Source organism: Paenarthrobacter sp. AT5 (genome assembly GCF_032764245.1).
GTDB lineage: Bacteria > Actinomycetota > Actinomycetes > Actinomycetales > Micrococcaceae > Arthrobacter > Arthrobacter ureafaciens.
This window is the reverse complement of sequence record NZ_CP136441.1, coordinates 993852-1015595: the sequence shown is the minus strand read 5'-3', so window position 1 is coordinate 1015595 and position 21744 is coordinate 993852. Positions and strand designations below refer to the sequence as shown.

The following is a 21744-nucleotide window of genomic DNA, read 5'->3' as shown; positions in this document are numbered from 1 at the left end:
CAGCGGAGATGGGGGCTAGTTGGAGGGGAAGTTGTAGGAGGCGCCGGAGGCGTGGTGGGTTTCGGGCCAGCGGGAGGTGACTACCTTGCCGCGGGTGTAGAAGGAGACGCCTTCGGGGCCGTAGATGTGCTTGTCACCGAAGAGGGATGCCTTCCAGCCGCCGAAGGAGTGGTAGGCCACCGGGACGGGCAGGGGCACGTTGATACCGATCATGCCCACCGTCACCGAGCGCTGGAACTTCCGTGCCGCCGCTCCCGAGGAGGTGAAGATCGCGGTGCCGTTGCCGTACGGGTTGGAGTTGATCAGCTTGATGCCGTCTTCGAGGGTGTCCACGCGGACCACCACCAGGACGGGTCCGAAGATTTCCTCGGTGTAGGCGGTCATTTCGGTCTTGACGTGGTCGATCACGGTGGGGCCTACCCAGAAGCCGTCTTCGTGGCCTGGGACGACCAGGTCACGTCCGTCCACCACCATCGCGGCACCGGCGCTTTCTGCTTCGGTGACGATCTTGACGATGCGTTCCTTCGAGGCGGGGGTGATGACCGGGCCCATTTCGGCGCCGGGTTCGGTGCCGTTGTTGACCTTCACGGCCAGGGCGCGTTCTTCGACCTTCTTCACCAGCAGGTCAGCGGCGTCCCCGACGGCGACGGCCACGGAGATCGCCATGCAGCGCTCCCCCGCCGAGCCGAAAGCAGCGGCGGCGAGGTGGTCCGCGGCGTTGTCCAGGTCAGCGTCCGGGAGCACGATCGCGTGGTTCTTCGCCCCACCAAGTGCCTGGACCCGCTTGCCGTGCTTCGTGGCGGTTTCGTGGACGTACTGGGCGATCGGGGTGGAGCCCACGAAGGAGATGCCGTCAACGTCCGGGTGCGTCAACAGCCCATCAACGGTTTCCTTGCCGCCGTGCAGGACCTGGAACACACCATCAGGCAGGCCCGCTTCCTGCCACAGCTTGGCCAGCAGCAGCGACGGGGACGGGTCCCGCTCCGAGGGCTTGAGGATGAACGCGTTACCGGTGGCGATGGCCATCGGTGCCATCCACAACGGCACCATCACCGGGAAGTTGAACGGGGTAATACCGGCCACCACACCCAACGGTTCGCGGAAGGAGAACACATCAATGCCGGTGGAGACCTGGTCCGAGTAATCACCCTTCAGCAGCGAGGGGATGCCGCAGGCGAACTCGATGACTTCCAGGCCACGGCCGATCTCGCCCTTGGCGTCGGAGAGGACCTTGCCGTGCTCGGCCGTGATCAGTTCAGCGAGTTCGTCCACGTGGGCTGCGACCAGTTCACGGAACTTGAACAGCACCGCGGTGCGCTTGGCCAGGGAAATATCACCCCAGGAATCAGCGGCTTTCCGGGCTGCGGCGACCGTGGTGTTCAGGTCATTCTCGTTCGCCAGGCGCAGCTCGGCAGTGACCTGGCCCGTGGCCGGGTTGTACACCGGCTGGGTGCGGTCACCTTCACCGGCTGACTCAGCACCGTTGATGAAGTGGTTGATAGTGGTCAAAGTGGTGGTCGTCGTCGACATGCGGACTTCCTCGTCTTCTAGCTTTAGGGGCGGATGTCTGGGTTCTAGCCGAGCAGTTTGCGCTGGCGGTTCTTGTGGTCGGTGTAGGTCTTGTAGGCCTGCTGCGTGGATTCCAGTTCGGAGACCTGCGAGACGGGCACGTCCCACCAGGACTCTGAGGACGGGGCGTCCAGGAGCGGATCGGATTCGACGTGGATCACGATCGGGCCGGTCTCCTCGGGGGCTGCCTTGGCGTCGCGGATGGCTTGTTCGAGTTCGGCGATGACCTTCTCGCCCGGTTCGATCCGGATGACCTTCGCGCCGAGGGATTCGGCGTTCGTGGCGAGGTCGATGGGCAAGTTCTCGCCGGCGTCGAAGGAGTGCTGTTCCTTGTCCAGCACCCGGTACTGGGTACCGAAACGCTGCGAACCCAGCGTCTCCGAGAGGGAGCCGATGGAGGCGTAGCCGTGGTTCTGGATCAGCACCACGATCAGTTTGATGCGTTCGGCGACGGCGGTGACCAGTTCGGTGTGCATCATCAGGTATGAGCCGTCCCCCACCATGACCACCACATCCCGCTCCGGGCCGCCTGCTGCTGCCTCGGCAAGCGCTGCACGCTTGACGCCCAAACCACCGGGGATCTCGTAGCCCATGCAGGAGTACGCGTATTCCACGTGGTACCCGAACGGGTCCCGGACCCGCCACATCTTGTGCAGGTCGCCGGGCAGTGACCCGGCCGCGCAGATCACCACGTCCTGGGCGTCCATGGCCTTGTTCGTGGCACCAATGATTTCGTTCTGAGCCGGCAACGGCGTGAAGCGTGTCTCGAACGCTTCATCCACGGTCGCGTCCCAGCGCTTCTTTTCGGCGGCGACCTTCTGCTCCAGGTCAGCGCCCACGCGGTAGCCGCCCAGGGCCTGGTTCAGCTTCACGAGCGCCTTGCGGGCATCGGCCACGATGGGCAGGTGCGTGCCGTGCTTGTACGCGTCGATCGCGGCGACGTTGATATTCACGAACTTCACGTCCGGGTTCTGGAACGCCGTGCGGGACGCGGTAGTGAAGTCCTCGTAGCGGGTGCCGATACCGATGATGAGGTCCGCTTCGGCAGCGATGGCGTTCGCCGCCGTCGTTCCCGTGGAACCGACCGCGCCAAGGGAGTACTTGTGGTCCCACGGGAGCACGCCGACACCGGCCTGCGTGTTGCCCACCGGAATACCGGTCAGCTCAGCGAACTTCGCCAGTTCCTCATTGGCGTACGCGTAGAGAACACCGCCGCCGGCAATGATCAGCGGACGCTTCGCAGCACGGATCGCTTCCACGGCACGGCGGATGTCGTCATCCTCGGCTTCGGGACGGCGGATACGCCACTCCCGCTCGGCCAGGAATTCTTCGGGAACATCAAACGCCTCGGCCTGGACATCCTGCGGCAACGAAATAGTCACCGCACCGGTCTCGGCCGGGTCCGTCAGCACCCGCAGGCCGTGGTGGAACGCGGAGAACAACTGCTCCGGACGGTTCACCCGGTCAAAGAACTTCGACAACGGCCGGAACGCATCATTGACCGTGATGTCGTACGCGTATGGCAGCTCGAGCTGCTGCAGCACAGGGTCAGCGGCACGGGTCGCGAACGTATCAGACGGAAGCAGCAACACCGGCAGCCGGTTGGTCGTAGCCAGGGCTGCACCGGTGAGCAGGTTGGAGGACCCCGGACCGATCGAGGTGCTGATCGCGAACGTCTGGCGGCGGCGCGTGTGCCGGGCATAACCCACAGCCTGGTGGACCTGGGCCTGCTCGTTCCTGCCCTGGTAGTACGGCATGATGGACGGGTCAGCGGCCTGATACTGCTTCAATGCCTGGCCCACACCGGCAACGTTGCCGTGCCCGAAAATGCCGAATGTGCCCGGAATCAGGCGCTCACGGAAGTCCACGCCACCCACCGAATCAACGGTGTACTGCTTGGACAGGAACTCGACCACGGCCTGCGCCACGGTCATCCGACGGGTTGCTGTTCCGGTTATGGTCCGCATGGCGAGTTACTCCGATACTTTCACGGGGATACGGTCTGACGAGGTGAGCCCTGCGGGGTCAAGTGCCGCGGGCGCAGTGTTGTTCAGCAGCGAGGCGGCCGTCGCGACGGCACCTGCCACGTCGCCGTCGTGCGGGTACAGAAGCGTCCGCCCAACGGTGAGGCCCTGCACGCCGGGCAACGCCAGCGCGGCCTGCCACGACGCGAAGACTTCATCAGGGCTGCCGTCGGGGTCACCGCCAAGGAGTACCGTGGGCAGCGTGGTGGAGGCCATGACGCGTTCCATCTCGGCCACCACGGGCAGCTTCATCCAGGTGTAGGCGCTGGTGGAACCGAGGCCCTCGGCGATGCCGACAGACTTGATCACGGCATCGGCGCGGAGATCGTTGCGGACCTTGCCGTTGGCGTCGCGCACGGACAGGAACGGCTCCACCATGGCGATCAGCTTCCGCTCGGCGAGCGAATCGATCGCCTTCGCCGTAGCTTCCAAGGTAGCCACCGTGTCCGGATCGCCCAGGCAGATGCGGGTCAGCATCTTGCCGCCATCGGCACCGAGCGCCTCAAGGGCAGCGGCGGTGTGGCCCGTGAAACGGTCATCGAACTCATTCACCAAGCCGGCAAGGCCGCCGCGGTTCATGGAACCGAAGACGAGCTTGCCTTCGAGGGCGCCGAGCAGCAGCAGATCATCCATGATGTCCGGCGAGGCCAGGATGCCGTCAACGGCCGGGTTAGCCAGAGCGATCTGCAGACGGTCCAGAAGATCGCGGCGGTCGGCCATGGCCATCGGGTCGCTGCCGACGGCGAGGGCGCCGCGGGCCGGGTGGTCGGCGGCAACAATGAAGTTCTGCACGCCGTGCTTCAGGCCGGGGTGACGACGGCGGGTGGCAGCTGCGCGGGCCACGGCCTGCGGGTCCTCCAGCCGGATCCGGCTCAGGTGTTCGTAACGGCGGGGGTCATCGTTGAGGCTCAACGCACGGCTCCTTCTGCGAGTGCGGCGGATGCGCCGGGGATGGGCCGGCCGCGTTCGGCCAGCAGCGAGGTGACCTCGTCCGGCGTCGGCATCGCATCCGCGCAAGAGAGGCGGGATGCGACGATCGCACCGGAAGCGTTTGCGTAGTCCAGAACCTCGGAGAGAGGCCAGCCTGACAGCAAGCCGTGGCAGAAAGCTCCCCCGAAGGAGTCACCGGCGCCCAAGCCGTTGACCGTCTCCACCGGCACGGGTGCGGAAACCACGCGCTCGGTGCGGGTCTTGGCCATGACGCCTTCCGCGCCAAGCTTCACGACGGCGATCTCCACGCCGGCGGCCAGGAGGCGGTCCGCCTGCTCATCAGGAGTTCCCTCCCCTACGGCCACGGCGCATTCCTTGTCATTGCCGATCGCGACCGTCACGTGCGGGAGGATCTTGGCAACCTCGGCGCGGGCTTCCTCTTCGGATGCCCAGAACATTGGCCGGTAGTCGAGGTCCAGGATGGTGAACTGGCCCTCTTTCAGGCCGGTCCGGGGGCGTGCCTCGTGCGCCGCGATGTGGGCGCTGCGTGAGGGCTCCTGGCACAGGCCGGTGACGGTGGACCAGAAGATCCCGGCGTCCCGGATTGCGTCCAGGTCCAGCTCTTTGGCCTTGATCTGCAGGTCCGGGGCCGTGGGGAACCGGCCGTAGAAGTACAGCGGGAATTCGTCGGTGGCCGGCTTGATGGCACAGAAGGTGGCGGGAGTCTGCCCGGCCGCCGGCGTGACGAACGAATCGTCCACGCCGAATTTGCGCAGTTCGCGGTGCAGGAAGCTGCCGAAGGGATCATCGCCGGTGCGGGTGATAACGCCGGTGCGGCGGCCGTGGCGGGCGGCAGCAACGGCCACGTTGGAGGGCGAACCTCCCAGGTACTTGCCGAAGGAGGTTACATCCTCCAGCCCGACTCCGATGTCGTTCGGGTAGATATCAACGCTGATGCGCCCGATTGTGAGCAGTTCGTGGGTCACGGTACTCGTTGACCTTTCTCTTGGAACTCTGAACCTTTGAGCGCTGGGCCCCAATGCCTTGCTACCCCTCAGTGAGCGGGGCCACATGACTACTTTGCACCAGATTTAATGTCCTGTCAAAGGTTTGTACTGACATATTTACAACGTGACACAGGGCCCGGTTATTTGGCCGGGACAGCCAACTCGCCGGTGACATACTGGCTGCGGCCAAAGCCGAACGACCAGTCCCCTGCAGTGTTCTCCACGTAGCCCACGAAGACGTCTTCACCGGCTATCCCCACCTCGCCCAAGCCCTTCGCAATCGCCGCAAAGAGGGCGCTCTTTGCATCTTGGCTGCGGCCGCCCTGGGTGAAGATCTGGATCATGACCACCCCGGAACTACGCTCAAAACCGAGGCCCGCGTCCTGGGCGACGATCTGACCCTGCGGGTGCTCGGTGAGGATGTGGAAGTAGTCGCGCTCGGGGATTCCATATTCGGCCAGGATGGCGTCATGGACGGTGCGGCTGATGGTTGCCAACTCTTCGCGGGTGCGGCCTTCGTTGACGTCAATGCGTACCAAGGGCATGGAAGTGTCCTTTCCAGAAGTTTGTCCTGACATACTAACAAACATGTGGAACTTTGGGTACACCCCGGTGCCGGTCGTTCGCGGCGGTTCGCTTAAAGCACGACGGCGGCCCGCCACCTTTCGCTGGAAAGGTGACGGGCCGCCGTCGTGGGTCAGCCGTAAAGACTAGAGCGCTGCGTAAACCTCGCGCAGGAGGTTGGCGGTCTCGGACGGCGTCTTGCCGACCTTCACGCCTGCTGCTTCAAGGGCTTCCTTCTTTGCCTGTGCGGTTCCGGCGGAACCGGAGACGATGGCGCCTGCGTGGCCCATGGTCTTGCCTTCGGGAGCCGTGAAGCCTGCCACGTAGCCCACAACAGGCTTGGTGACGTTGGCCTTGATGAAGTCGGCTGCACGCTCTTCAGCGTCGCCACCGATTTCACCGATCATGACGATCGCCTTGGTCTCCGGGTCGGCTTCGAACGCAGCCAGGGCGTCGATGTGGGTGGTGCCGATGATCGGGTCACCGCCGATGCCGATCGCGGTGGAGAAACCGAGGTCGCGGAGTTCGTACATCATCTGGTAGGTCAAGGTACCGGACTTGGAAACCAGGCCGATGGGGCCCTTGCCGGTGATGTTGGCCGGGGTGATACCGACCAATGCCTCACCAGGGGTGATGATGCCGGGGCAGTTCGGTCCGATGATGCGGGTGATCTGCTTGCCGTCGGCGTCAACCTTGGACTGGGCGAGGGCCCAGAACTCGGCAGAATCCTGAACCGGAACGCCTTCGGTGATGACCACGACCAGGCCGATGCCGGCTTCGATGGCTTCAACAACGGCGTCCTTGGTGAATGCCGGCGGAACGAAGACGATGGACACGTCTGCGCCGGTTTCAGCCATGGCTTCCTTGACGGTGCCGAAGACGTTGATTTCCTTGTCGCCGTGCAGGACCGTGGTGCCGGCCTTGCGGGCGTTGACGCCGCCAACAATGTTGGTGCCGGCCTTGAGCATCAGTGCGGTGTGCTTGGTGCCTTCGCCGCCCGTGATGCCCTGAACGATGACCTTGGAGTCTTTGTTGAGGTAGATAGACATTCTCGCGTCCCTTTACTTAGCTGCGTTGGCGAGCTCGGCGGCCTTGTCGGCGCCCTCGTCCATGGTGGCGGCCAGGGTAACCAGCGGGTGGTTGGCCTCGGTCAGGATGCGGCGGCCCTCTTCGACGTTGTTGCCGTCGAGGCGAACAACCAGCGGCTTGTTCGCGGAAGAACCGAGCTCTGCCAGTGCGCCCACAATGCCCTTGGCGACTGCGTCACAAGCGGTGATGCCACCGAAGACGTTGACGAAGACGCTCTTGACCTGGGAGTCGCCCAAGATGACGTCAAGGCCGTTGGCCATGACCTCAGCGGAAGCTCCACCACCGATGTCAAGGAAGTTGGCGGGCTTCACGTTGCCGTGGTTCTCGCCGGCGTAAGCAACGACGTCGAGGGTCGACATCACAAGACCGGCACCATTGCCGATGATGCCGACTTCGCCGTCCAGCTTCACGTAGTTGAGGTCCTGCGCCTTTGCCTTGGCCTCAAGCGGGTCAGCTGCTTCCTTGTCCTCCAGCTCAGCGTGGTGGACGTGGCGGAAATCTGCGTTCTCGTCCAGGGAGACCTTGCCGTCCAGGGCAACGACCTCGCCTGCACCCGTGCGGACCAAGGGGTTCACCTCAACCAGGGTGGCGTCTTCCTTCTTGAAGACGTCCCACAGCTTCAGGATCACATCGGAAACCTTGCCGCGGAGTTCTTCGGCAAAGCCTGCGGCTGCAACGATTTCGTCGGCCTTGGCCTGATCGATGCCGACTGCCGGATCAATGGCAACCTTGGCCAGGGCTTCGGGACGCTCGACGGCGAGCTGCTCGATTTCCATGCCGCCCTCAACCGAGCACATGGCCAGGTAGTTGCGGTTTGCACGGTCCAGGAGGACCGAGAAGTAGAATTCTTCGGCGATGTCGGCACCCTGGGCGATCATCACCTTGTTGACGGTGTGGCCCTTGATGTCCATGCCCAGGATGTTGGTTGCGTGCTCAAGCGCCTCATCGGCGGACTTGGCAACCTTCACGCCGCCAGCCTTGCCGCGGCCACCGACCTTAACCTGTGCCTTGACGACAGTAACGCCACCGATCTTCTCAGCAGCTGCCTTCGCTTCTTCAGGAGTGTGCGCCACGATGCCGGCGAGCACGGGTACACCGTGCGCTTCGAACATATCGCGCGCCTGATATTCAAACAGGTCCACGGTTTAGTGTCCTTCTACGTCGAAGTAGTTTCTGTCCAGCCGGAACCGCGATGACGCGAAGCCAGCTGCGGAAAGTACGCAGCGAAAATCCGAATCAACGTCCGGTCACATTGCGTAAGGTCCTCTCGGAACTTTAGCCCTTTGAGGAGTCCCGCCCCTCCCACACTACCGGTTAAGTGAGTAAGCTTACACTTCTATGGAACGTAGAAAATCCCCGTGATAACGGGGATTTTTGGCCCTCCGGAAGCCCCGGCGGTGTTCAGGAAAGTTTCTTGAGGCTCCCGCGGACCGTCTTGCCGCCGTCGGAAACCAGCTGGTAGCCCTCACGGCTGACGAAGAACGCCACCCCGCCGGAAACGTTTCCGCAGGCAACCCCGCTGTTGTAGGCCGAACAACGCAGGCCGTTGCGCTCAATGTTCTGCCCTTCGCTCAACTCCCGAAGCTGCGAGACGGGTCCGTCCTTGCTGCCTTTGGGCCCGAACTCCGCCTCCATCTGTGTTACGCCGGAGCGACACGAGCCGTACACGGCACTGTCCGGAGTCAACAAGACCGTGCCGCCGAGGTACCCCAGGCCGGTGCCGCCACAGTCATCGGCGACGTCATCCACCTCGGGCTTGGGGTACGCCGCCAGCTCGCAATGGACCACCGGAACCACGGCAAACTTGTTGTTGGCCGAGTCCGAGTAGCTGTTCGGCTCGTAGGGCACGTTGAGGTGGCCGCCCCTGGCCGACGTCATGGCACAGACGATGTTGCGGTCCGGCGTCACAAAGGCCGTGACGTCATTGCCTGCAGCCAGGGAGGTCTGCTCCGTGACCGGGACCTGCTTCAACTGCTCCAAGGGAGGCAAAGGCTCCGGCGGAACGTAGTTGGGATCCTTGGTGGAGAAGGAACACGCCGTGCTGCTCAGCAGGAGCAAGGCGGCAAGGATCCCCAATACAGTCCGTCGCATGCGACCAATTATGCCGTGGGTGTCACGCATCAAGCTTGGTCAGCGGCGCGTAACGCAGAAGCAGCCGCTTCTCGCCGACGTCGAACTTCACCTTCGCCACGGTCTTGTCCCCGGCGCCTTCGACGCCCAGCACCACGCCGTTGCCGAAGCTGGTGTGGTTGACCTTGTCCCCCACGGCCACGGAAATGACTTCCTTTTGCGGCTGCACTCGGGTGCGTGCGACGGCGGCCGGAACGTCGGCGTCGAAACCCGCCGTTGGGCTGGCGGAAGCGCCGCGCGAGCCTCCCGCACCCCAGAAAGACCCGCCGTATTGCTTGGACCCGATGGGCGCGTTACCCCACCCTCCCACCTGGCGGCTGGTTCCTTCACGCTTCCAGTCCACCAACTCCGAAGGAATTTCCTGCAGGAACTGGCTGGCCGGGTTGTACTGGCTCTGGCCCCACATGCTGCGGACCTCGGAGCGGGTGACATACAGCCGCTGACGGGCACGCGTGAGGCCTACGTAAGCCAAGCGGCGTTCCTCGGCGAGTTCCTTCGGGTCCGTGGCCGAGCGCTGGTGCGGGAAGATTCCGTGCTCCATGCCGGTCAGGAACACCACGGGGAACTCCAGGCCCTTTGCAGTGTGCAGCGTCATGAGCGTGACAACGCCCAAGCGTTTCGCCTCGGCAACAGCGGCATCGATGTCGGCGCCGGGGGCGTCCGGGATCTGGTCGGCGTCGGCAACAAGTGAAACCTGTTCCAGGAACTCACCCAGCGTCCCTTCCGGGTTGTCCCGTTCGTATTCCCGGACAACCGCAACAAGTTCGGCGAGGTTCTCTACGCGGGACTCGTCCTGGGGATCGTTGCTGGCACGGAGTCCCGCAAGATAGCCGGTTTGTTCAAGGACGGCTTCCAACGCAGCCGACGCTCCCGAACCCGTAGCAACCTCGGCGAGGTCATCCAGGAGTTTCACGAAGCCCAACACTGCGTTCACCGAACGCGTGGCCATTCCCGGTGCCTGGTCCGCCCGGCGGGCAGCGTCCATAAAGGAAGTCCGGTCACGCTCTGCGAGGGCGGCAATGGCACCCTCCGCGCGGTCTCCGATCCCGCGCTTGGGTTCGTTCAACACGCGGCGCAAGTTGACGTCGTCGTCCGGGTTCACCAGAACACGCAAGTAAGCCAGGGCGTCCTTGATTTCCTTGCGTTCGTAGAACCGGGTGCCGCCCACAACCTTGTACGGTAAGCCCACGCGAACCAACACATCTTCGATGGACCGGGACTGCGCGTTGGTGCGGTAGAAGATGGCCACATCGCCCGGACGCAGCCCTTCCTCGTCCTGCAGCCGGTCGATCTCCTTGGCGATGAACTGGGCTTCGTCGTGTTCGTTTTCACCGACGTAGCCAATGATTTTCTCGCCGTCGCCCTCGGCCGTCCACAGCCGCTTTTCCTGCCGGTTGGGGTTACGGGAGATCACCGCGTTGGCTGCGCTGAGGATGTTCTGGGTGGAGCGGTAGTTCTGCTCCAGCTTGATGGTCCGCGCATTCGGGTAATCGTGTTCGAACTCCACGATGTTGCGGATGTCCGCGCCACGGAAGGCATAGATGGATTGGTCGGAATCGCCCACCACCGTCAGTTCACTGGGGGCCACATCCGTGTCAGTGCCCAGACCCACGATCTCCCGCACCAAGGCGTACTGGGCGTGGTTGGTGTCCTGGTATTCATCCACCAGGACGTGCCGGAAGCGCCGCCTGTACGACTCCGCGAGCGCCGGGAATGCCCGGAACATGTAAACGGTCTGGGCAATAAGGTCATCGAAGTCCATGGCGTTTGCCTGCCGCAAACGTTGCGTGTAGCCCTTGAAGACCTCGGCGACCGCAGTTTCGAAAGGATCGTTGTAGTTGGCCGAGGACGCGAAGGAATCGTCGTCCACCAGCTCGTTCTTCAACGCCGAAATCTTGTGCTGGATTGCCTTGGGCGGGAACTTCTTGGGATCCAGGTCCAGGTTCTTGGCCACGAGCGTGATGAGCCGCAGGGAGTCCGCGGAATCGTAGATAGAGAAGTTGGAGTTCAGCCCGACGTTGGCCGCCTCACGCCGCAAAATGCGGACACAGGAGGAGTGGAAGGTGGAAATCCACATGGCCTTGGCCCGGCCGCCCACCAAGGCTTCGATACGTTCGCGCATCTCCGCGGCGGCCTTGTTGGTGAAGGTGATAGCCAGGATCTCGCCATGATGCGCCCGCTTGGTGGCGATCAAGTAGGCAATGCGGTTGCTGAGGACGCGGGTCTTGCCGGAGCCGGCACCTGCCACGATCAGCAGGGGGCTGCCGGCATGCCTCACGGCTTCTTCCTGCTGCGGGTTCAACCCCTGGAGAAGCGCATCGGCGGTCGGCATCCCGCCGTCGTGATGACCCCAGCCGCCCGAGCCGGGGGCCTCCCCCGGGCCGCTGTTGTCCGTTCCCACCCGGGCGCCTCCCGCACCACCACCGGGGCGGGAAAGCTCCGGCGCAGCCTTGACTGCGGCCCGGGGGCCTGCGTTGAAGGGTCCGTCTGCGTAGGGGTCAAACAACATATCCATGGTGCCTACCAGTCTAGGCGGTGGGTCTGACACTCCTTGGCCCGGGCCCGGTCCGTGGACGGGACCGGGCCACTGAAAGCCAGGCGAACTAAGCGAACTGCGGCACTGAAGTAAGAGCCGCGCTCAACTCCCTGACCGCCGTCGAGCCTCCCGCCACGAACCAATTCAGCCCGTTGACCTGCACCACCGCGGTGTCCCCGCCGGCAGCCCGGACAATCGCCTTGCCCGGAAGCCAGTCCCATTCGGGGCAGCTGTGTTGGAACCAGCACCCGAGTTCACCGTCGGCGACGCGGCCAAGGTCACAGGATCCTGAACCGAACATCCGCAGCGATGCTGCGGTGATGGCGGCTGCATGCCACGGCATGGCGGTCCGGGGGTCGGCGAGCCAGGTCGGATGGATGTACGTCGCCGCGCACAGTTGGCTCACTGAGGTATCACCCGAACCGGAGATCGCTTCGCCGTTAAGGGTTGCTGCGCGTTCTTCGCCGCCGAGCCAGAGCTTGTCCGTTTCGGGCTGGTAGATGGCGCCGAGGATCACGGAAGGATCCGCCACGGCATTGCCCCCGTGGTCCGAATCGTTCCGTTTGAGGGCTATGGCAGAGCACCAGTAAGTGGAGCCGTGCAGGAAGTTGTACGTGCCATCCACGGGATCGATCACCCACGTCCGGCCACTGGTCCCGGCTACCGATGCGCCCTCCTCGCCAAGGATTCCGTCATCCGGCCGGCAGCGGCGCAACTGTTCCAGCACGTAGGCTTCAGCGGCCCGGTCGGCTGCCGTGACGACGTCGGACACCGAAGTCTTGCGCTCGCCCTGCAGGCCGCCCATCCGCATCAGGAGCGCGAGCTGGCCTGCCTCGCGGACCAAAGCGCTGGCCAGTTGGTAATCGTCGAGGGATGGATCGAGTTCAGTTGCTGTGTGCCTGCCGATGGTCATGGTTCCAGCTTATGTGGCGGGATAATGAATCACATGGCCAAGACCCCAGCGCAGCGCATCAAGAAACACGGAGCAAAGGCAGTGGTTCCGGAACACTCGTTGCCGCCCGTCATTAATCCCACCACCGCCCGGACTCCCCAGAAGGCGCAGAGCAACTCGAAACTGATTGTCATCGCCGGCGTGGTGGCCAGCCTTTTCCTGTTCTGGTACCTGCACCTGCTCACCCTGAACCAGATGACCCAGTTGTCCGGTGGCCTGGCCATGCCCGACTCGCTCATCGGCGGCTTCTCGCAGGACTACATCGCCCAACTGCACGCGGCCATGGACGAGGACGCCCGCGGACAGTTGAACTACGTGCATAGGACCGCCGGGACCCTGTTTCCGCTGATTTTCGGTTTCAGCTGGCTCTTGCTCATCGGCACCAACGTTGCCCGCAAAGCATGGCGGTGGGCCATGTGGGCGGCTCCCCTGCTTTTTGCCGTGGCGCACTTGTGGTCGAACGTCGCCATCGATTCGGTACTGGCCGCGGAAGCGCCCGACGCCGCTTCGGTGGCCGTGGCGTCGGCGGTCACAGTTGCGTCGTGGGTGCTGTTCCTTCTCAGCTTGCTGTGTGGTGTGGCTGCGGTGTTCCTTGGGCGGAAGGATTCTGCTGCCGCTGCCGAAAGGCCGGACGCCACTAAAGGGCCGAAGGTTACCGGAGGGGCGGGCGCTACTGGAGGGCCGGACGCCCCAAAGTCCTGACTGCCCTGCGTTCCTTGGTGACACGGCGGGCCACCACCAAGCCCACCAATGACAAGCCCAGGATGATGGGGTACGCCATGGTGCGTTCGATTGCGCCGGCCTCTTCCACCCGCAACTGGACTGCCAGGACGTAGATCGTGGTTCCAAGGGACACCACTCCGAATAACAGGACCATCCAAGACATCTGCGTGTGCCCCCGCCACACCAGGCCCAGGACCACCAGGGCCAGCGGTCCGGCAATGAAGTACATGCCGGCGCCGGTCAGATGCAGCGCAAGGTCCGTGTCCTCAGGAACCAGGCCCACCATGGCCTGTCCGATCCCGGCAACGAGGACCAATGCACGCACCGCCCACGCCGCGATCCAAGGAAAAGCCTCGGCGGACCTGCCTGCCATGGCTGGCGTGATGGCTCGCTGCCCGTGCTCCGCTGCCACGGACAATACGGCCGAACTCAGCAACACTGCTCCCAGCACCATGGCCACTCCTTGAAGCACGAACGAGGCGTTCATTAGCCAATTCAGGGGCGAACAGACCTCGTAGCCGTTGAACGGGCCGCAGTGTGCTGCCCCTAGGTCGCTGATGACGTGTTCGCGCCGGTCGTAGCCAGGGTTGCCACGCCACGCAGCCATCGCAATCGCTTCCACCACGAAGTAATGGATGAGCGTGATCGCCGCCCAACCTCCAACAAGCTCGCGTCGCCCTGCGAGGTCCGGCAAAAGCCCCCGTTCACCGCCCCGCGGACCAGCCGCCGTCGTCATAGCGCCAAGGATAGACCCGGGCCGTGCACGACGCAGCCCTTGTGAGCATGGTTCTCGCCCGTTTCTGGACCTGTGGCGCTGCTGTTCCCGCCCGGCGCGCCCGTTCCGGACCTGTGGCGCTGCTGTTCCCGCCCGACGCCCCTATTCGTACGGGCGCGCACGGCGGAAAAGGGTGCGCCCCACCCGGAGAGACCCGTTCCGGACCTGTGCCGCTACCGTTCCCGCCCGGCCCGCCCCAACCGGACCTGCGAGCACCCCTACCGGGCCTGCAGGGCACGGAAACGCCGCTCCCGATGCACGCGTTGCGCGATCACCAGGCCCGCCGCAGCCAACCCGACGGTCACCGGGTACGCCATGAACCGCTCCAGCAAACCCGGCTGGGGCACATCCATGGCAGTCACTCCGCCAACAACCAGGGCCCCGACGCACACAACACCGCAAGCGGCAAGGAACCAGCTCACCGGCGTTTGCTTCATCCAGAGGAAGCCAAACAGCAGCAACGCGAACCCGCCGCCGATGAAGAACATGAGCGCGCCGGCCAAATGCCAGGGCGAGCCGTAGTCCTCGGGAACCAGGCCCACGATGATCGTCCCCACGCCGGCAACACCCGTAAGGATCCGGATAGCCACGGCAAGGATCCACGGCTTGGCCAACACCCGCACGGAATTGGTGTGGAAGCGCCGGGCAGGAACCCCCGGTCGGGCGGCAACGCACAGCAGGCCCGCCGTCAGGAACAACGCACCCAACACCAAGGCCAGTCCCTGCACAACAAAGGACACGTTCATGAGGAGATGCAGGGGTGAACAAACGTCGCGGTCCTCGTAGACCCCGCAGGACACGGCACCGAGGTCGCTGATGAATCCGGTGGCACGGCTGTAGGGCTCCGGGCCCGCCCACGCCTCGATCACAGCGGCCTCTGCCACGAAGTACTGGACAACACTCAGTTGCGCCCAGCCACCGATCCCTGCCCGGATGCTCCGAACGTTCGGAAGGAAAGTTCCGGCCACTTCCGGCGCAGTCGCTTGTCCTTTCATGTCCGCCAGCCTAGCGGTGTTCGGGCACTGCCCCGGCAGCTTGTATGCTTGTAGTCGTGTCCGGGCCTTGGACCCCTCCGCGGAGGAATCCAGGACCAGGAAACATGCCCTCGTAGCTCAGTGGATAGAGCACGGCTCTCCTAAAGCCGGTGTCGTTGGTTCGATTCCAATCGAGGGCACTTGAAGGACCATCAGCCGCCGGAGGACTTGCTGGCCTACCTGGCCGGCGAATGGTCCGTGGAACGAACCCTTCTGGACCGCGCCACCGGCACCCGCGGAACCTTTACCGGCGTCGTGCGTTACACCAGGAACCCCGACGGCGGACTGGACTACCGCGAAGACGGAACCATGCACTGGCCCACGCACACCGGCCCCGCTTTCCGTGAGTATGTCCTGAAACCCGGCGCCGACCGGCGCACCCTGGACGTCTTCTTCCCTGATGGCCGTCCTTTCCATGTGATGAGCTTCTCCGGCCTGGCCACGGACAAGCACTGGTGCGACCCCGACGACTATCACGTCCGCTATTCCTGGCAAGGACCGGATTCCTTCAGCTTCACGTGGGACGTCCACGGCCCGGCCAAGGACCTGCTGCTGGAATCGCACTTGGAGAGAGCGCAATGAACGTGATCGTGGTCAGTGCCGTCTGTGTCTACAACCGGGCCGGCCAACTCCTGACCGTTCGCAAGCGCGGCACCGGGAAATTCATGCACCCCGGCGGGAAGCCCGAGGCCGGCGAGAACGCCGCGGAGGCGGCGTCGCGGGAGCTGCTGGAGGAAGTCGGCATCGATGTGGCGCCCGCGGACCTCGAGCCAGCGGGCGTTTGGCATGCCGTGGCCGCCAATGAGGAAGCCACCACCATCGAGGCCACGGTCTTCACGGCGCCTGGCATCTGGGAGGCGCACCCGTCGGCGGAGATCGCTGAGATCCGTTGGCTCGATGTGACGGAGCCTTGGCCGGAGGACCTCGCACCGCTGCTCACGGACCACGTCCTCCCTGCCCTCGAATCCCCGAAGTAACTGGCAATAGGGGTTGTTCTGAGGGCTCAGAGCAACCCCTAATGCCAGTCAGTTGGGCTAGAACTCGCGGGCCACGGCCGTAGCTTCGGCGAACTGCGTCCGGTAGAGCTCCGCATAGCGTCCGTCCGCCGCAAGCAACTCCGTGTGCGTGCCCCGCTCCACAATCCGGCCGTCCTCAACCACCAGGATCGCATCCGCGGCGCGGATGGTGGACAAGCGATGGGCAATCACGACGGCGGTGCGCCCCTCGAGCGCTTCTCCCAAGGCCGCTTGCACGGCGGCTTCATTGGTGGAGTCGAGTGCGGCTGTTGCCTCGTCGAGGATGACGACGCGCGGCTGCTTGATCAGGAGCCGGGCGATGGTGAGGCGTTGCCTTTCGCCACCGGAGAGCCGGTACCCGCGCTCCCCCACCACAGTGTCCAGGCCATCGGGAAGGGAACGGATCATGGCTTCCAGGCGCGCCCTGCGAAGCACGTCCCACATGTCCTCTTCCGTGGCGTCCGGCCGTGCCAGGCGGAGGTTGGAAGCGATGGTTTCGTGGAACAAGTGGCCGTCCTGCGTGACCATTCCCAAGGTGTCCCGCAGCGAGTCGAAGCGGACATCGCGCACGTCCACGCCGTCCCGGGCTTCTGTGCCGCCCAGCCGCACTGCACCGGAGTCGACGTCGTAGAGGCGGGATAGCAGCTGGGCGATGGTGGATTTGCCGGCGCCCGACGATCCCACCAGAGCCACCGTCTCCCCGGGTTCGACGCGGAAGCTGACGCCGTGAAGGACTTCTTCGCCGCCGCGGGTATCGAGCGTGGCCACGTCCTCAAGGGAGGCCAGGGAGACCTTTTCCGCGGAGGGGTAGGCGAAGCGGACGTCGTCGAACTCAATGGCCACGGGTCCCGGCGGAACGGTGACGGCGTCGGGCTTTTCCGTGATGAGCGGCTTCAAGTCCAGGATTTCAAACACGCGCTCAAAGCTGACCAACGCACTCATGATCTCCACGCGGGCATTGGACAGCGAGGTGAGCGGTGCGTAGAGGCGGGTCAGCAACAGGGCGAGGACCACGACGTCGCCCGCCGCCAACTGGCCGCCGATGGCCAACCAACCGCCCAGCCCGTAAACCAGTGCCAAAGCGAGGGCGGACACCAGGGTCAGCGCCGTGACGAAGGTGAACTGCAGCATCGCTGTGCGGATGCCGATGTCCCGCACGCGGCCGGCACGGGCAGCGAACTCGCGTGATTCCTCATCCGGGCGTCCGAAAAGCTTTACCAACGTTGCGCCGGGGGCTGAGAACCGCTCGGTCATCTGGGTGCCCATGGCCGCGTTGTGGGCAGCAGCTTCGCGCCGGAGATCGGCCAGCTTGGAGCCCATGCGCCGGGCGGGAATGAGGAAGATCGGCAACAGGATCATGGCCAGCACGGTGACCAGCCACGAGGTGTTGAGCATGACCGCGAGCGTCAGGACAAGCGCCACCACGTTGCTGACTACGCCGGACAGCGTGCCGGCGAACGCGGACTGTGCGCCGATCACGTCATTGTTGAGGCGGCTCACCAGCGCGCCGGTGCGGGTCCGGGTGAAAAACGCGATGGGCATCCGCTGGACATGGTCGAACACGCGGGTGCGAAGGTCCACGATGACGCCCTCGCCGATGGTGGAGGACAACCAGCGGGTCACGAGCCCAACTCCCGCTTCACCCACTGCAACCAGGGCGATCAGGACAGCAAGCCAGATCACCGTGCCGGCGCCGGCGTTGCCGATGATAGCGTCCACCACTTGCCCGGCGAGGACGGGTGTGGCGACGGCCAGCACGGCGCCCGCGATCGAGGCAAGGACGAACCCGATGAGCTTGCCCTTGTGCGGCGCGGCGAAGGCCATGACCCGTTTCAGGGTTTCCTTCGAGAACGGCTGCGAGCCACTCTGGGCGCGGGTCAGTTTATGCAGCGAGCTCCAGGCAACGCCATCCATGCTCATGGTTACTTCTCCTGGCCTGATGTGTGGTGCAGCTCCCGGACCCGGCCGTTTTCCAGGTGCCATCGGGAGTCGAGCCGGACGTTCTCCAGCAAGCGTCGGTCGTGCGTGACCAGCAGCAAAGCGCCATCGTAATTCTCCAGCGCTTCCTCAAGCTGCTCGATCGCGGGCAGGTCGAGGTGGTTGGTGGGCTCGTCGAGCACCAACAGGTTCACGCCGCGGGCCTGCAGCAGGGCCAGTCCCGCGCGCGTCCGCTCCCCCGGAGACAGGGAGTCGACAGTGCGGGACGTGTGGTCCGCTTTGAGGCCGAACTTGGCCAGGAGCGTTCGGACGTCGGCGCTGTTCCAGTCCACGAGCACCGCTTCAACAGCGTCGCCCAGCTTCTTGCCGCCGTCGAGCAGCCCGCGGGCCTGGTCAATCTCGCCCACCGCGACGGAGGCACCCATGGAAGCATAGCCGTCGTCGGGAACGCGCGTCCCCAGCAGCAACCGCAGCAGCGTGGACTTGCCGGCCCCGTTGGGGCCTGTGATGCCGATCCGTTCGCCGCCGTTGAGTTGCAGGTTCACCGGCCCCAGCGTGAAGTCGCCCTGACGTACGACGGCGTCCCGCAAGGTGGCCACGACGGCGCTGGAACGCGGCGCCTGGCCAATGCTGAACTGCAATTGCCACTCCTTGCGCGGCTCTTCCACTTCCGTGAGCCGGGCAATCCGCGACTCCATCTGGCGGACTTTCTGCGCCTGCTTCTCCGAGGATTCCGTACTGGCTGCCCTGCGGATCTTGTCGTTGTCCGGGTTCTTCTTCATCGCGTTCCGGACGCCTTGGGAGCTCCACTCACGCTGCGTGCGTGCCCGCGCCACGAGGTCTGCCTTGGTGGAGGCGTACTCCTCATACCGTTCCCGGGCATGGCGCTTGGCAATGGCCCGTTCTTCCAGGAAAGCCTCGTATCCCCCGTCGTAAACGGACACGGAGTTCTGCGCGAGGTCCAGCTCCACGATTGTGGTGACACAGCGGGCCAGGAACTCGCGGTCATGGGACACCAGAACGACGCCGCCACGCAGGCCCTGGACGAACGCCTCCAGCCGGGCGAGTCCGTCAAGGTCGAGGTCATTCGTGGGTTCGTCCAACAGGACGACGTCGAAGCGGCTCAGCAAGAGGGCGGCGAGCGCAACGCGTGCAGCCTGCCCTCCGGAGAGTCCCGTCATGACGGCGTCGGAGCCCACTTCCAGGCCGAGGTCCGCAAGGACGGCAGGGATTCTTTCTTCAAGGTCGGCAGCGCCGGATGCCATCCAACGGTCGAAGGCAACCGAGTAGGCATCATCGGCACCGGCCGCCCCGGAACCCAGAGCCTCGGCCGTGGTTTCCATGTCCGCTGTTGCCCGCGCACAACCGGTCCGGCGGGCGATGTAGGCGGCGATCGTTTCGCCTTCGGTGCGCTCGTGTTCCTGCGGCAACCAGCCCACAAAAGCGTCAGCCGGGGCAAGGCTGACCTTGCCGCCCTGGGGCTGGTCCACTCCGGACAGGAGGCGCAGCAGCGTGGACTTTCCGGCACCGTTGGCGCCCACCACGCCCACGACGTCGCCGGGAGCAACGGTGAGTGACAGCTTGGAAAAGAGCGTGCGGTGGCCGTGGCCGCCGGACAGGTCCTTGGCAACCAACGTTGCAGTCATTCGCTAAATCCTCTCGCGGCCTGCCGTCGGTGGGCAGGCATGGAAAAACCCGCCGGTCCGGACTTGGGGGGTGTACGGACCAGCGGGTTCAAGAAACAAGCATAATTCAATGTGGTGTCCGCGTAAAATCGATTCGTACTCCCACTTCCGGCAATCTTCAGAGCATGGCTGGAACCACCCTTACAGACCCGTAGAAAGTCTTTCATGCCCTTACAGTCCAAGGCGTTCCAGCGCTGGCTGCACAACGTTGCGCCCGACGCCAGCACGGCTGATGTCTGCAGGGTGTCCGGCATCAAACGCACCACTCTTGCCCAGCAGCTGGTCCGGGGAAAGGTGGCCGAGTCAACGCTGGTGAGCATCAGCCGGGCTTACGGCCTCAATCCGGTCCAGGAGCTGGCGACCTTCGACCTCTACGCGGTCCTGCACGGAGATCCGGTGCCTCCCACGCCCGCGGAGCTGGTCAGCCAGATCGCCACGATCGACCTTCTGCGTGCCGTGGTGCAGCGCAGCGAACCCGGGCAGGCTGCGCCGCCCGGACTCTCCGGGACACCGCACCCGACCGCGGTGCGCAACTGGGTGGACGCGATCGACGACGGCGAATTACGGCACCGGGTCAGCGAAGCCACCGGGATTGCGCCCCAAAACTTCTCCGCCCACCTGACAGCCAACCGCCTTCCGCCGGAACTGGCCATAGCCACCTCCCGGGCAGCAGGGGTGGGACCGGCCGGCGGACTGGTGGCCGGCGGGCTGATCACCGAAGCGGAAGCCGGTTGGCCGGCCGAAGGGCGCCAGGACGCACTGGACCGGATGACCCTGGGAGAGCTGGTGACCCTGGCCGGTGAACGCCTCCAGGCCCTCGGGAAGACCCTGCGGCGCCAGGAACAAGACCATGAACGAACTGAAAGAATTTGGGAGAACCTCGGATGACGGCTGTCCTGCCCTGGGCAACCCTGGTGATTTGCCTGGCAATCACAGTGGCGCGCATTCCCAGCGCGCTGCGCGGCGAGAACCGCGTGCTGTTCTACCTTTTCGCCCTGATCACCATGGATATCTTCCTTAGCATCGAGGCCCCCTACCTGGCCATCGACGCTGTGCTGGGGGGCATGAACGTCACCAACCTGATCCTGCGCTTCCTCCTCTACGGCACGTTCCTGTTGCTGGGCACCAAGGTCGCTGCCGGGTTCGACTCCAAGTCTGCCGGGCGGGCCATCCACGGGCCGTGGGGACTTGCGGTGTTGGGTGTCATCGCAGCCCTGACCACTTTTTTCTTTGTCATCACCGACACCCGGGGATCTTCCGTGGGCATGAACGGCCTGACATGGGGTCCATCCATGGAAGCCTACGCAGCATTGGGGCGCTTCTACCCGGGGTACGTTGCCGCCTGCCTGCTCCCTGCCATCTGGCGAACAATCACGGGCCGCTTTCCTGCCCTGCTCCGGGGAGCGTCAGCGTTGCTGATGCTGGGCCTGACCCTGCTTCTGGTGTCCCAGTTGTTCCCCCTGATCCCTGCTGTGCACCTCTGGCTGCGTTCGGTGATCAATTACTCCGCGGTCCTTGCTACGGCAGTGGGGCTTGCAGGCATCTGGTTCTCCAAGGCGTATGCGAAGCGGAAAGCGCGTCGCACAACGTAAGACTTTCACAAAACCATTAGATCGTGGCACAATCATGAATGTGTGAATGCGGCTTGCGGCCTGGCAGCGGAATCAGAGAACGGGTTTCCGGTGGATGTGGCGCCCACAGGATCACAATTGGGGGGATGAGTGGTGGCGGGCTGTTGGGGACCGCCCCCACTCAGCCTTTTTAAGCGCCCT

Annotated in this window: 19 protein-coding genes and 1 tRNA gene; 6 read left to right on the top strand and 14 right to left on the bottom strand. The window is 64.5% G+C overall.

Annotation, left to right across the window (positions count from 1 at the left end):
• Positions 1–15: 15 nt before the first annotated feature.
• From RI444_RS04805 to RI444_RS04760, 10 genes are all read right to left on the bottom strand, one after another.
• Entirely contained in the window at positions 16–1530 is a 1515-nt protein-coding gene (locus RI444_RS04805) for a CoA-acylating methylmalonate-semialdehyde dehydrogenase (protein WP_021473625.1), read from the bottom strand.
• 44 nt (positions 1531–1574) lie between these two features.
• Positions 1575–3503: a 3D-(3,5/4)-trihydroxycyclohexane-1,2-dione acylhydrolase (decyclizing) gene (iolD, locus tag RI444_RS04800; protein ID WP_069696156.1), complete on the bottom strand. Its 1929-nt coding sequence runs from the start codon at positions 3501–3503 to the stop codon at positions 1575–1577.
• A gap of 39 nt (positions 3504–3542) precedes the next feature.
• Positions 3543–4505, bottom strand: coding sequence for a deoxyribose-phosphate aldolase (locus RI444_RS04795; protein WP_207605046.1), 963 nt, complete (start codon positions 4503–4505; stop codon positions 3543–3545).
• A complete protein-coding gene (gene iolC, locus RI444_RS04790) occupies positions 4502–5509 on the bottom strand; it encodes a 5-dehydro-2-deoxygluconokinase (RefSeq protein ID WP_021473628.1) in 1008 nt (335 codons plus the stop codon). The genes RI444_RS04795 and iolC overlap by 4 nt, the downstream gene beginning before the upstream one ends.
• A gap of 161 nt (positions 5510–5670) precedes the next feature.
• On the bottom strand, positions 5671–6075 hold the full coding sequence (locus tag RI444_RS04785; protein ID WP_021473629.1) for a tautomerase family protein: 405 nt from the start codon (positions 6073–6075) through the stop codon (positions 5671–5673).
• 165 nt (positions 6076–6240) lie between these two features.
• Positions 6241–7143 (bottom strand): succinate--CoA ligase subunit alpha, encoded by a 903-nt coding sequence (sucD, locus tag RI444_RS04780; protein ID WP_021473630.1) that lies wholly within the window; start codon positions 7141–7143, stop codon positions 6241–6243.
• Positions 7144–7155: 12 nt separating this feature from the next.
• The gene (gene sucC, locus RI444_RS04775) at positions 7156–8325 is read right to left on the bottom strand and encodes an ADP-forming succinate--CoA ligase subunit beta (protein ID WP_207605047.1); all 1170 of its coding nucleotides are present in this window, start codon (positions 8323–8325) and stop codon (positions 7156–7158) included.
• 259 nt (positions 8326–8584) lie between these two features.
• The gene (locus tag RI444_RS04770; protein ID WP_082694428.1) at positions 8585–9274 is read right to left on the bottom strand and encodes a hypothetical protein; all 690 of its coding nucleotides are present in this window, start codon (positions 9272–9274) and stop codon (positions 8585–8587) included.
• Positions 9275–9296: 22 nt separating this feature from the next.
• Positions 9297–11828 carry a DNA helicase PcrA gene (gene pcrA / locus RI444_RS04765; protein WP_021473633.1) on the bottom strand — a complete coding sequence of 844 codons (2532 nt, stop codon included), beginning with the start codon at positions 11826–11828 and terminating at the stop codon, positions 9297–9299.
• 88 nt (positions 11829–11916) lie between these two features.
• A complete protein-coding gene (locus RI444_RS04760; RefSeq protein ID WP_021473634.1) occupies positions 11917–12762 on the bottom strand; it encodes an inositol monophosphatase family protein in 846 nt (281 codons plus the stop codon).
• Between the two features lie 33 nt (positions 12763–12795).
• Here RI444_RS04760 and RI444_RS04755 point away from each other — a divergent pair, with 33 nt between their 5' ends.
• Entirely contained in the window at positions 12796–13503 is a 708-nt protein-coding gene (locus RI444_RS04755) for a hypothetical protein (protein ID WP_242703138.1), read from the top strand.
• Here the strand turns inward: RI444_RS04755 and RI444_RS04750 are convergent.
• On the bottom strand, positions 13472–14260 hold the full coding sequence (locus RI444_RS04750) for a DUF998 domain-containing protein (RefSeq protein ID WP_069696163.1): 789 nt from the start codon (positions 14258–14260) through the stop codon (positions 13472–13474). The genes RI444_RS04755 and RI444_RS04750 overlap by 32 nt on opposite strands.
• Before the next feature lie 257 nt (positions 14261–14517).
• On the bottom strand, positions 14518–15294 hold the full coding sequence (locus RI444_RS04745) for a DUF998 domain-containing protein (protein ID WP_069696164.1): 777 nt from the start codon (positions 15292–15294) through the stop codon (positions 14518–14520).
• A gap of 106 nt (positions 15295–15400) precedes the next feature.
• Here RI444_RS04745 and RI444_RS04740 point away from each other — a divergent pair.
• From RI444_RS04740 to RI444_RS04730, 3 genes are all read left to right on the top strand, one after another.
• Positions 15401–15473 (top strand) — tRNA-Arg (locus RI444_RS04740).
• Position 15474: 1 nt separating this feature from the next.
• A complete protein-coding gene (locus tag RI444_RS04735) occupies positions 15475–15915 on the top strand; it encodes a DUF6314 family protein (protein WP_021473638.1) in 441 nt (146 codons plus the stop codon).
• The gene (locus tag RI444_RS04730) at positions 15912–16310 is read left to right on the top strand and encodes an NUDIX hydrolase (RefSeq protein ID WP_207605048.1); all 399 of its coding nucleotides are present in this window, start codon (positions 15912–15914) and stop codon (positions 16308–16310) included. The genes RI444_RS04735 and RI444_RS04730 overlap by 4 nt, the downstream gene beginning before the upstream one ends.
• Positions 16311–16367: 57 nt before the next feature.
• Here RI444_RS04730 and RI444_RS04725 read toward each other — a convergent pair whose 3' ends face one another.
• Together RI444_RS04725 and RI444_RS04720 are read right to left on the bottom strand one after the other, a co-directional pair.
• Positions 16368–18269, bottom strand: a complete 1902-nt coding sequence (locus RI444_RS04725; protein WP_207605049.1) for an ABC transporter ATP-binding protein — start codon at positions 18267–18269, stop codon at positions 16368–16370.
• 2 nt (positions 18270–18271) lie between these two features.
• Positions 18272–19933: an ABC-F family ATP-binding cassette domain-containing protein gene (locus RI444_RS04720; protein WP_207605050.1), complete on the bottom strand. Its 1662-nt coding sequence runs from the start codon at positions 19931–19933 to the stop codon at positions 18272–18274.
• Positions 19934–20137: 204 nt separating this feature from the next.
• Here RI444_RS04720 and RI444_RS04715 point away from each other — a divergent pair, with 204 nt between their 5' ends.
• Together RI444_RS04715 and RI444_RS04710 are read left to right on the top strand one after the other, a co-directional pair.
• Complete coding sequence (locus RI444_RS04715) at positions 20138–20860, top strand: hypothetical protein (RefSeq protein WP_021473642.1); 723 nt, start codon at positions 20138–20140, stop codon at positions 20858–20860.
• The gene (locus RI444_RS04710; protein WP_069696167.1) at positions 20857–21564 is read left to right on the top strand and encodes a hypothetical protein; all 708 of its coding nucleotides are present in this window, start codon (positions 20857–20859) and stop codon (positions 21562–21564) included. Before RI444_RS04715 ends, RI444_RS04710 begins: the two co-directional genes overlap by 4 nt.
• The last annotated feature ends 180 nt before the right edge of the window (positions 21565–21744 follow it).

Bases quoted from the DNA above. Each gene is read 5' to 3' on its own strand.
- RI444_RS04710 (WP_069696167.1), top strand. From the start codon at position 20,857: ATGACGGCTGTCCTGCCCTGGGCAACCCTGGTGATTTGCCTGGCAATC.
- RI444_RS04805 (WP_021473625.1), bottom strand. From the start codon at position 1,530: ATGTCGACGACGACCACCACTTTGACCACTATCAACCACTTCATCAAC.
- iolD (WP_069696156.1), bottom strand. From the start codon at position 3,503: ATGACCGTGGCGCAGGCCGTGGTCGAGTTCCTGTCCAAGCAGTACACC.
- RI444_RS04760 (WP_021473634.1), bottom strand. From the start codon at position 12,762: ATGACCATCGGCAGGCACACAGCAACTGAACTCGATCCATCCCTCGAC.
- RI444_RS04750 (WP_069696163.1), bottom strand. From the start codon at position 14,260: ATGACGACGGCGGCTGGTCCGCGGGGCGGTGAACGGGGGCTTTTGCCG.
- sucD (WP_021473630.1), bottom strand. From the start codon at position 7,143: ATGTCTATCTACCTCAACAAAGACTCCAAGGTCATCGTTCAGGGCATC.
- RI444_RS04745 (WP_069696164.1), bottom strand. From the start codon at position 15,294: ATGAAAGGACAAGCGACTGCGCCGGAAGTGGCCGGAACTTTCCTTCCG.
- RI444_RS04715 (WP_021473642.1), top strand. From the start codon at position 20,138: ATGCCCTTACAGTCCAAGGCGTTCCAGCGCTGGCTGCACAACGTTGCG.
- RI444_RS04725 (WP_207605049.1), bottom strand. From the start codon at position 18,269: ATGAGCATGGATGGCGTTGCCTGGAGCTCGCTGCATAAACTGACCCGC.
- RI444_RS04770 (WP_082694428.1), bottom strand. From the start codon at position 9,274: ATGCGACGGACTGTATTGGGGATCCTTGCCGCCTTGCTCCTGCTGAGC.
- RI444_RS04785 (WP_021473629.1), bottom strand. From the start codon at position 6,075: ATGCCCTTGGTACGCATTGACGTCAACGAAGGCCGCACCCGCGAAGAG.
- pcrA (WP_021473633.1), bottom strand. From the start codon at position 11,828: ATGGATATGTTGTTTGACCCCTACGCAGACGGACCCTTCAACGCAGGC.
- RI444_RS04720 (WP_207605050.1), bottom strand. From the start codon at position 19,933: ATGACTGCAACGTTGGTTGCCAAGGACCTGTCCGGCGGCCACGGCCAC.
- RI444_RS04755 (WP_242703138.1), top strand. From the start codon at position 12,796: ATGGCCAAGACCCCAGCGCAGCGCATCAAGAAACACGGAGCAAAGGCA.
- RI444_RS04730 (WP_207605048.1), top strand. From the start codon at position 15,912: ATGAACGTGATCGTGGTCAGTGCCGTCTGTGTCTACAACCGGGCCGGC.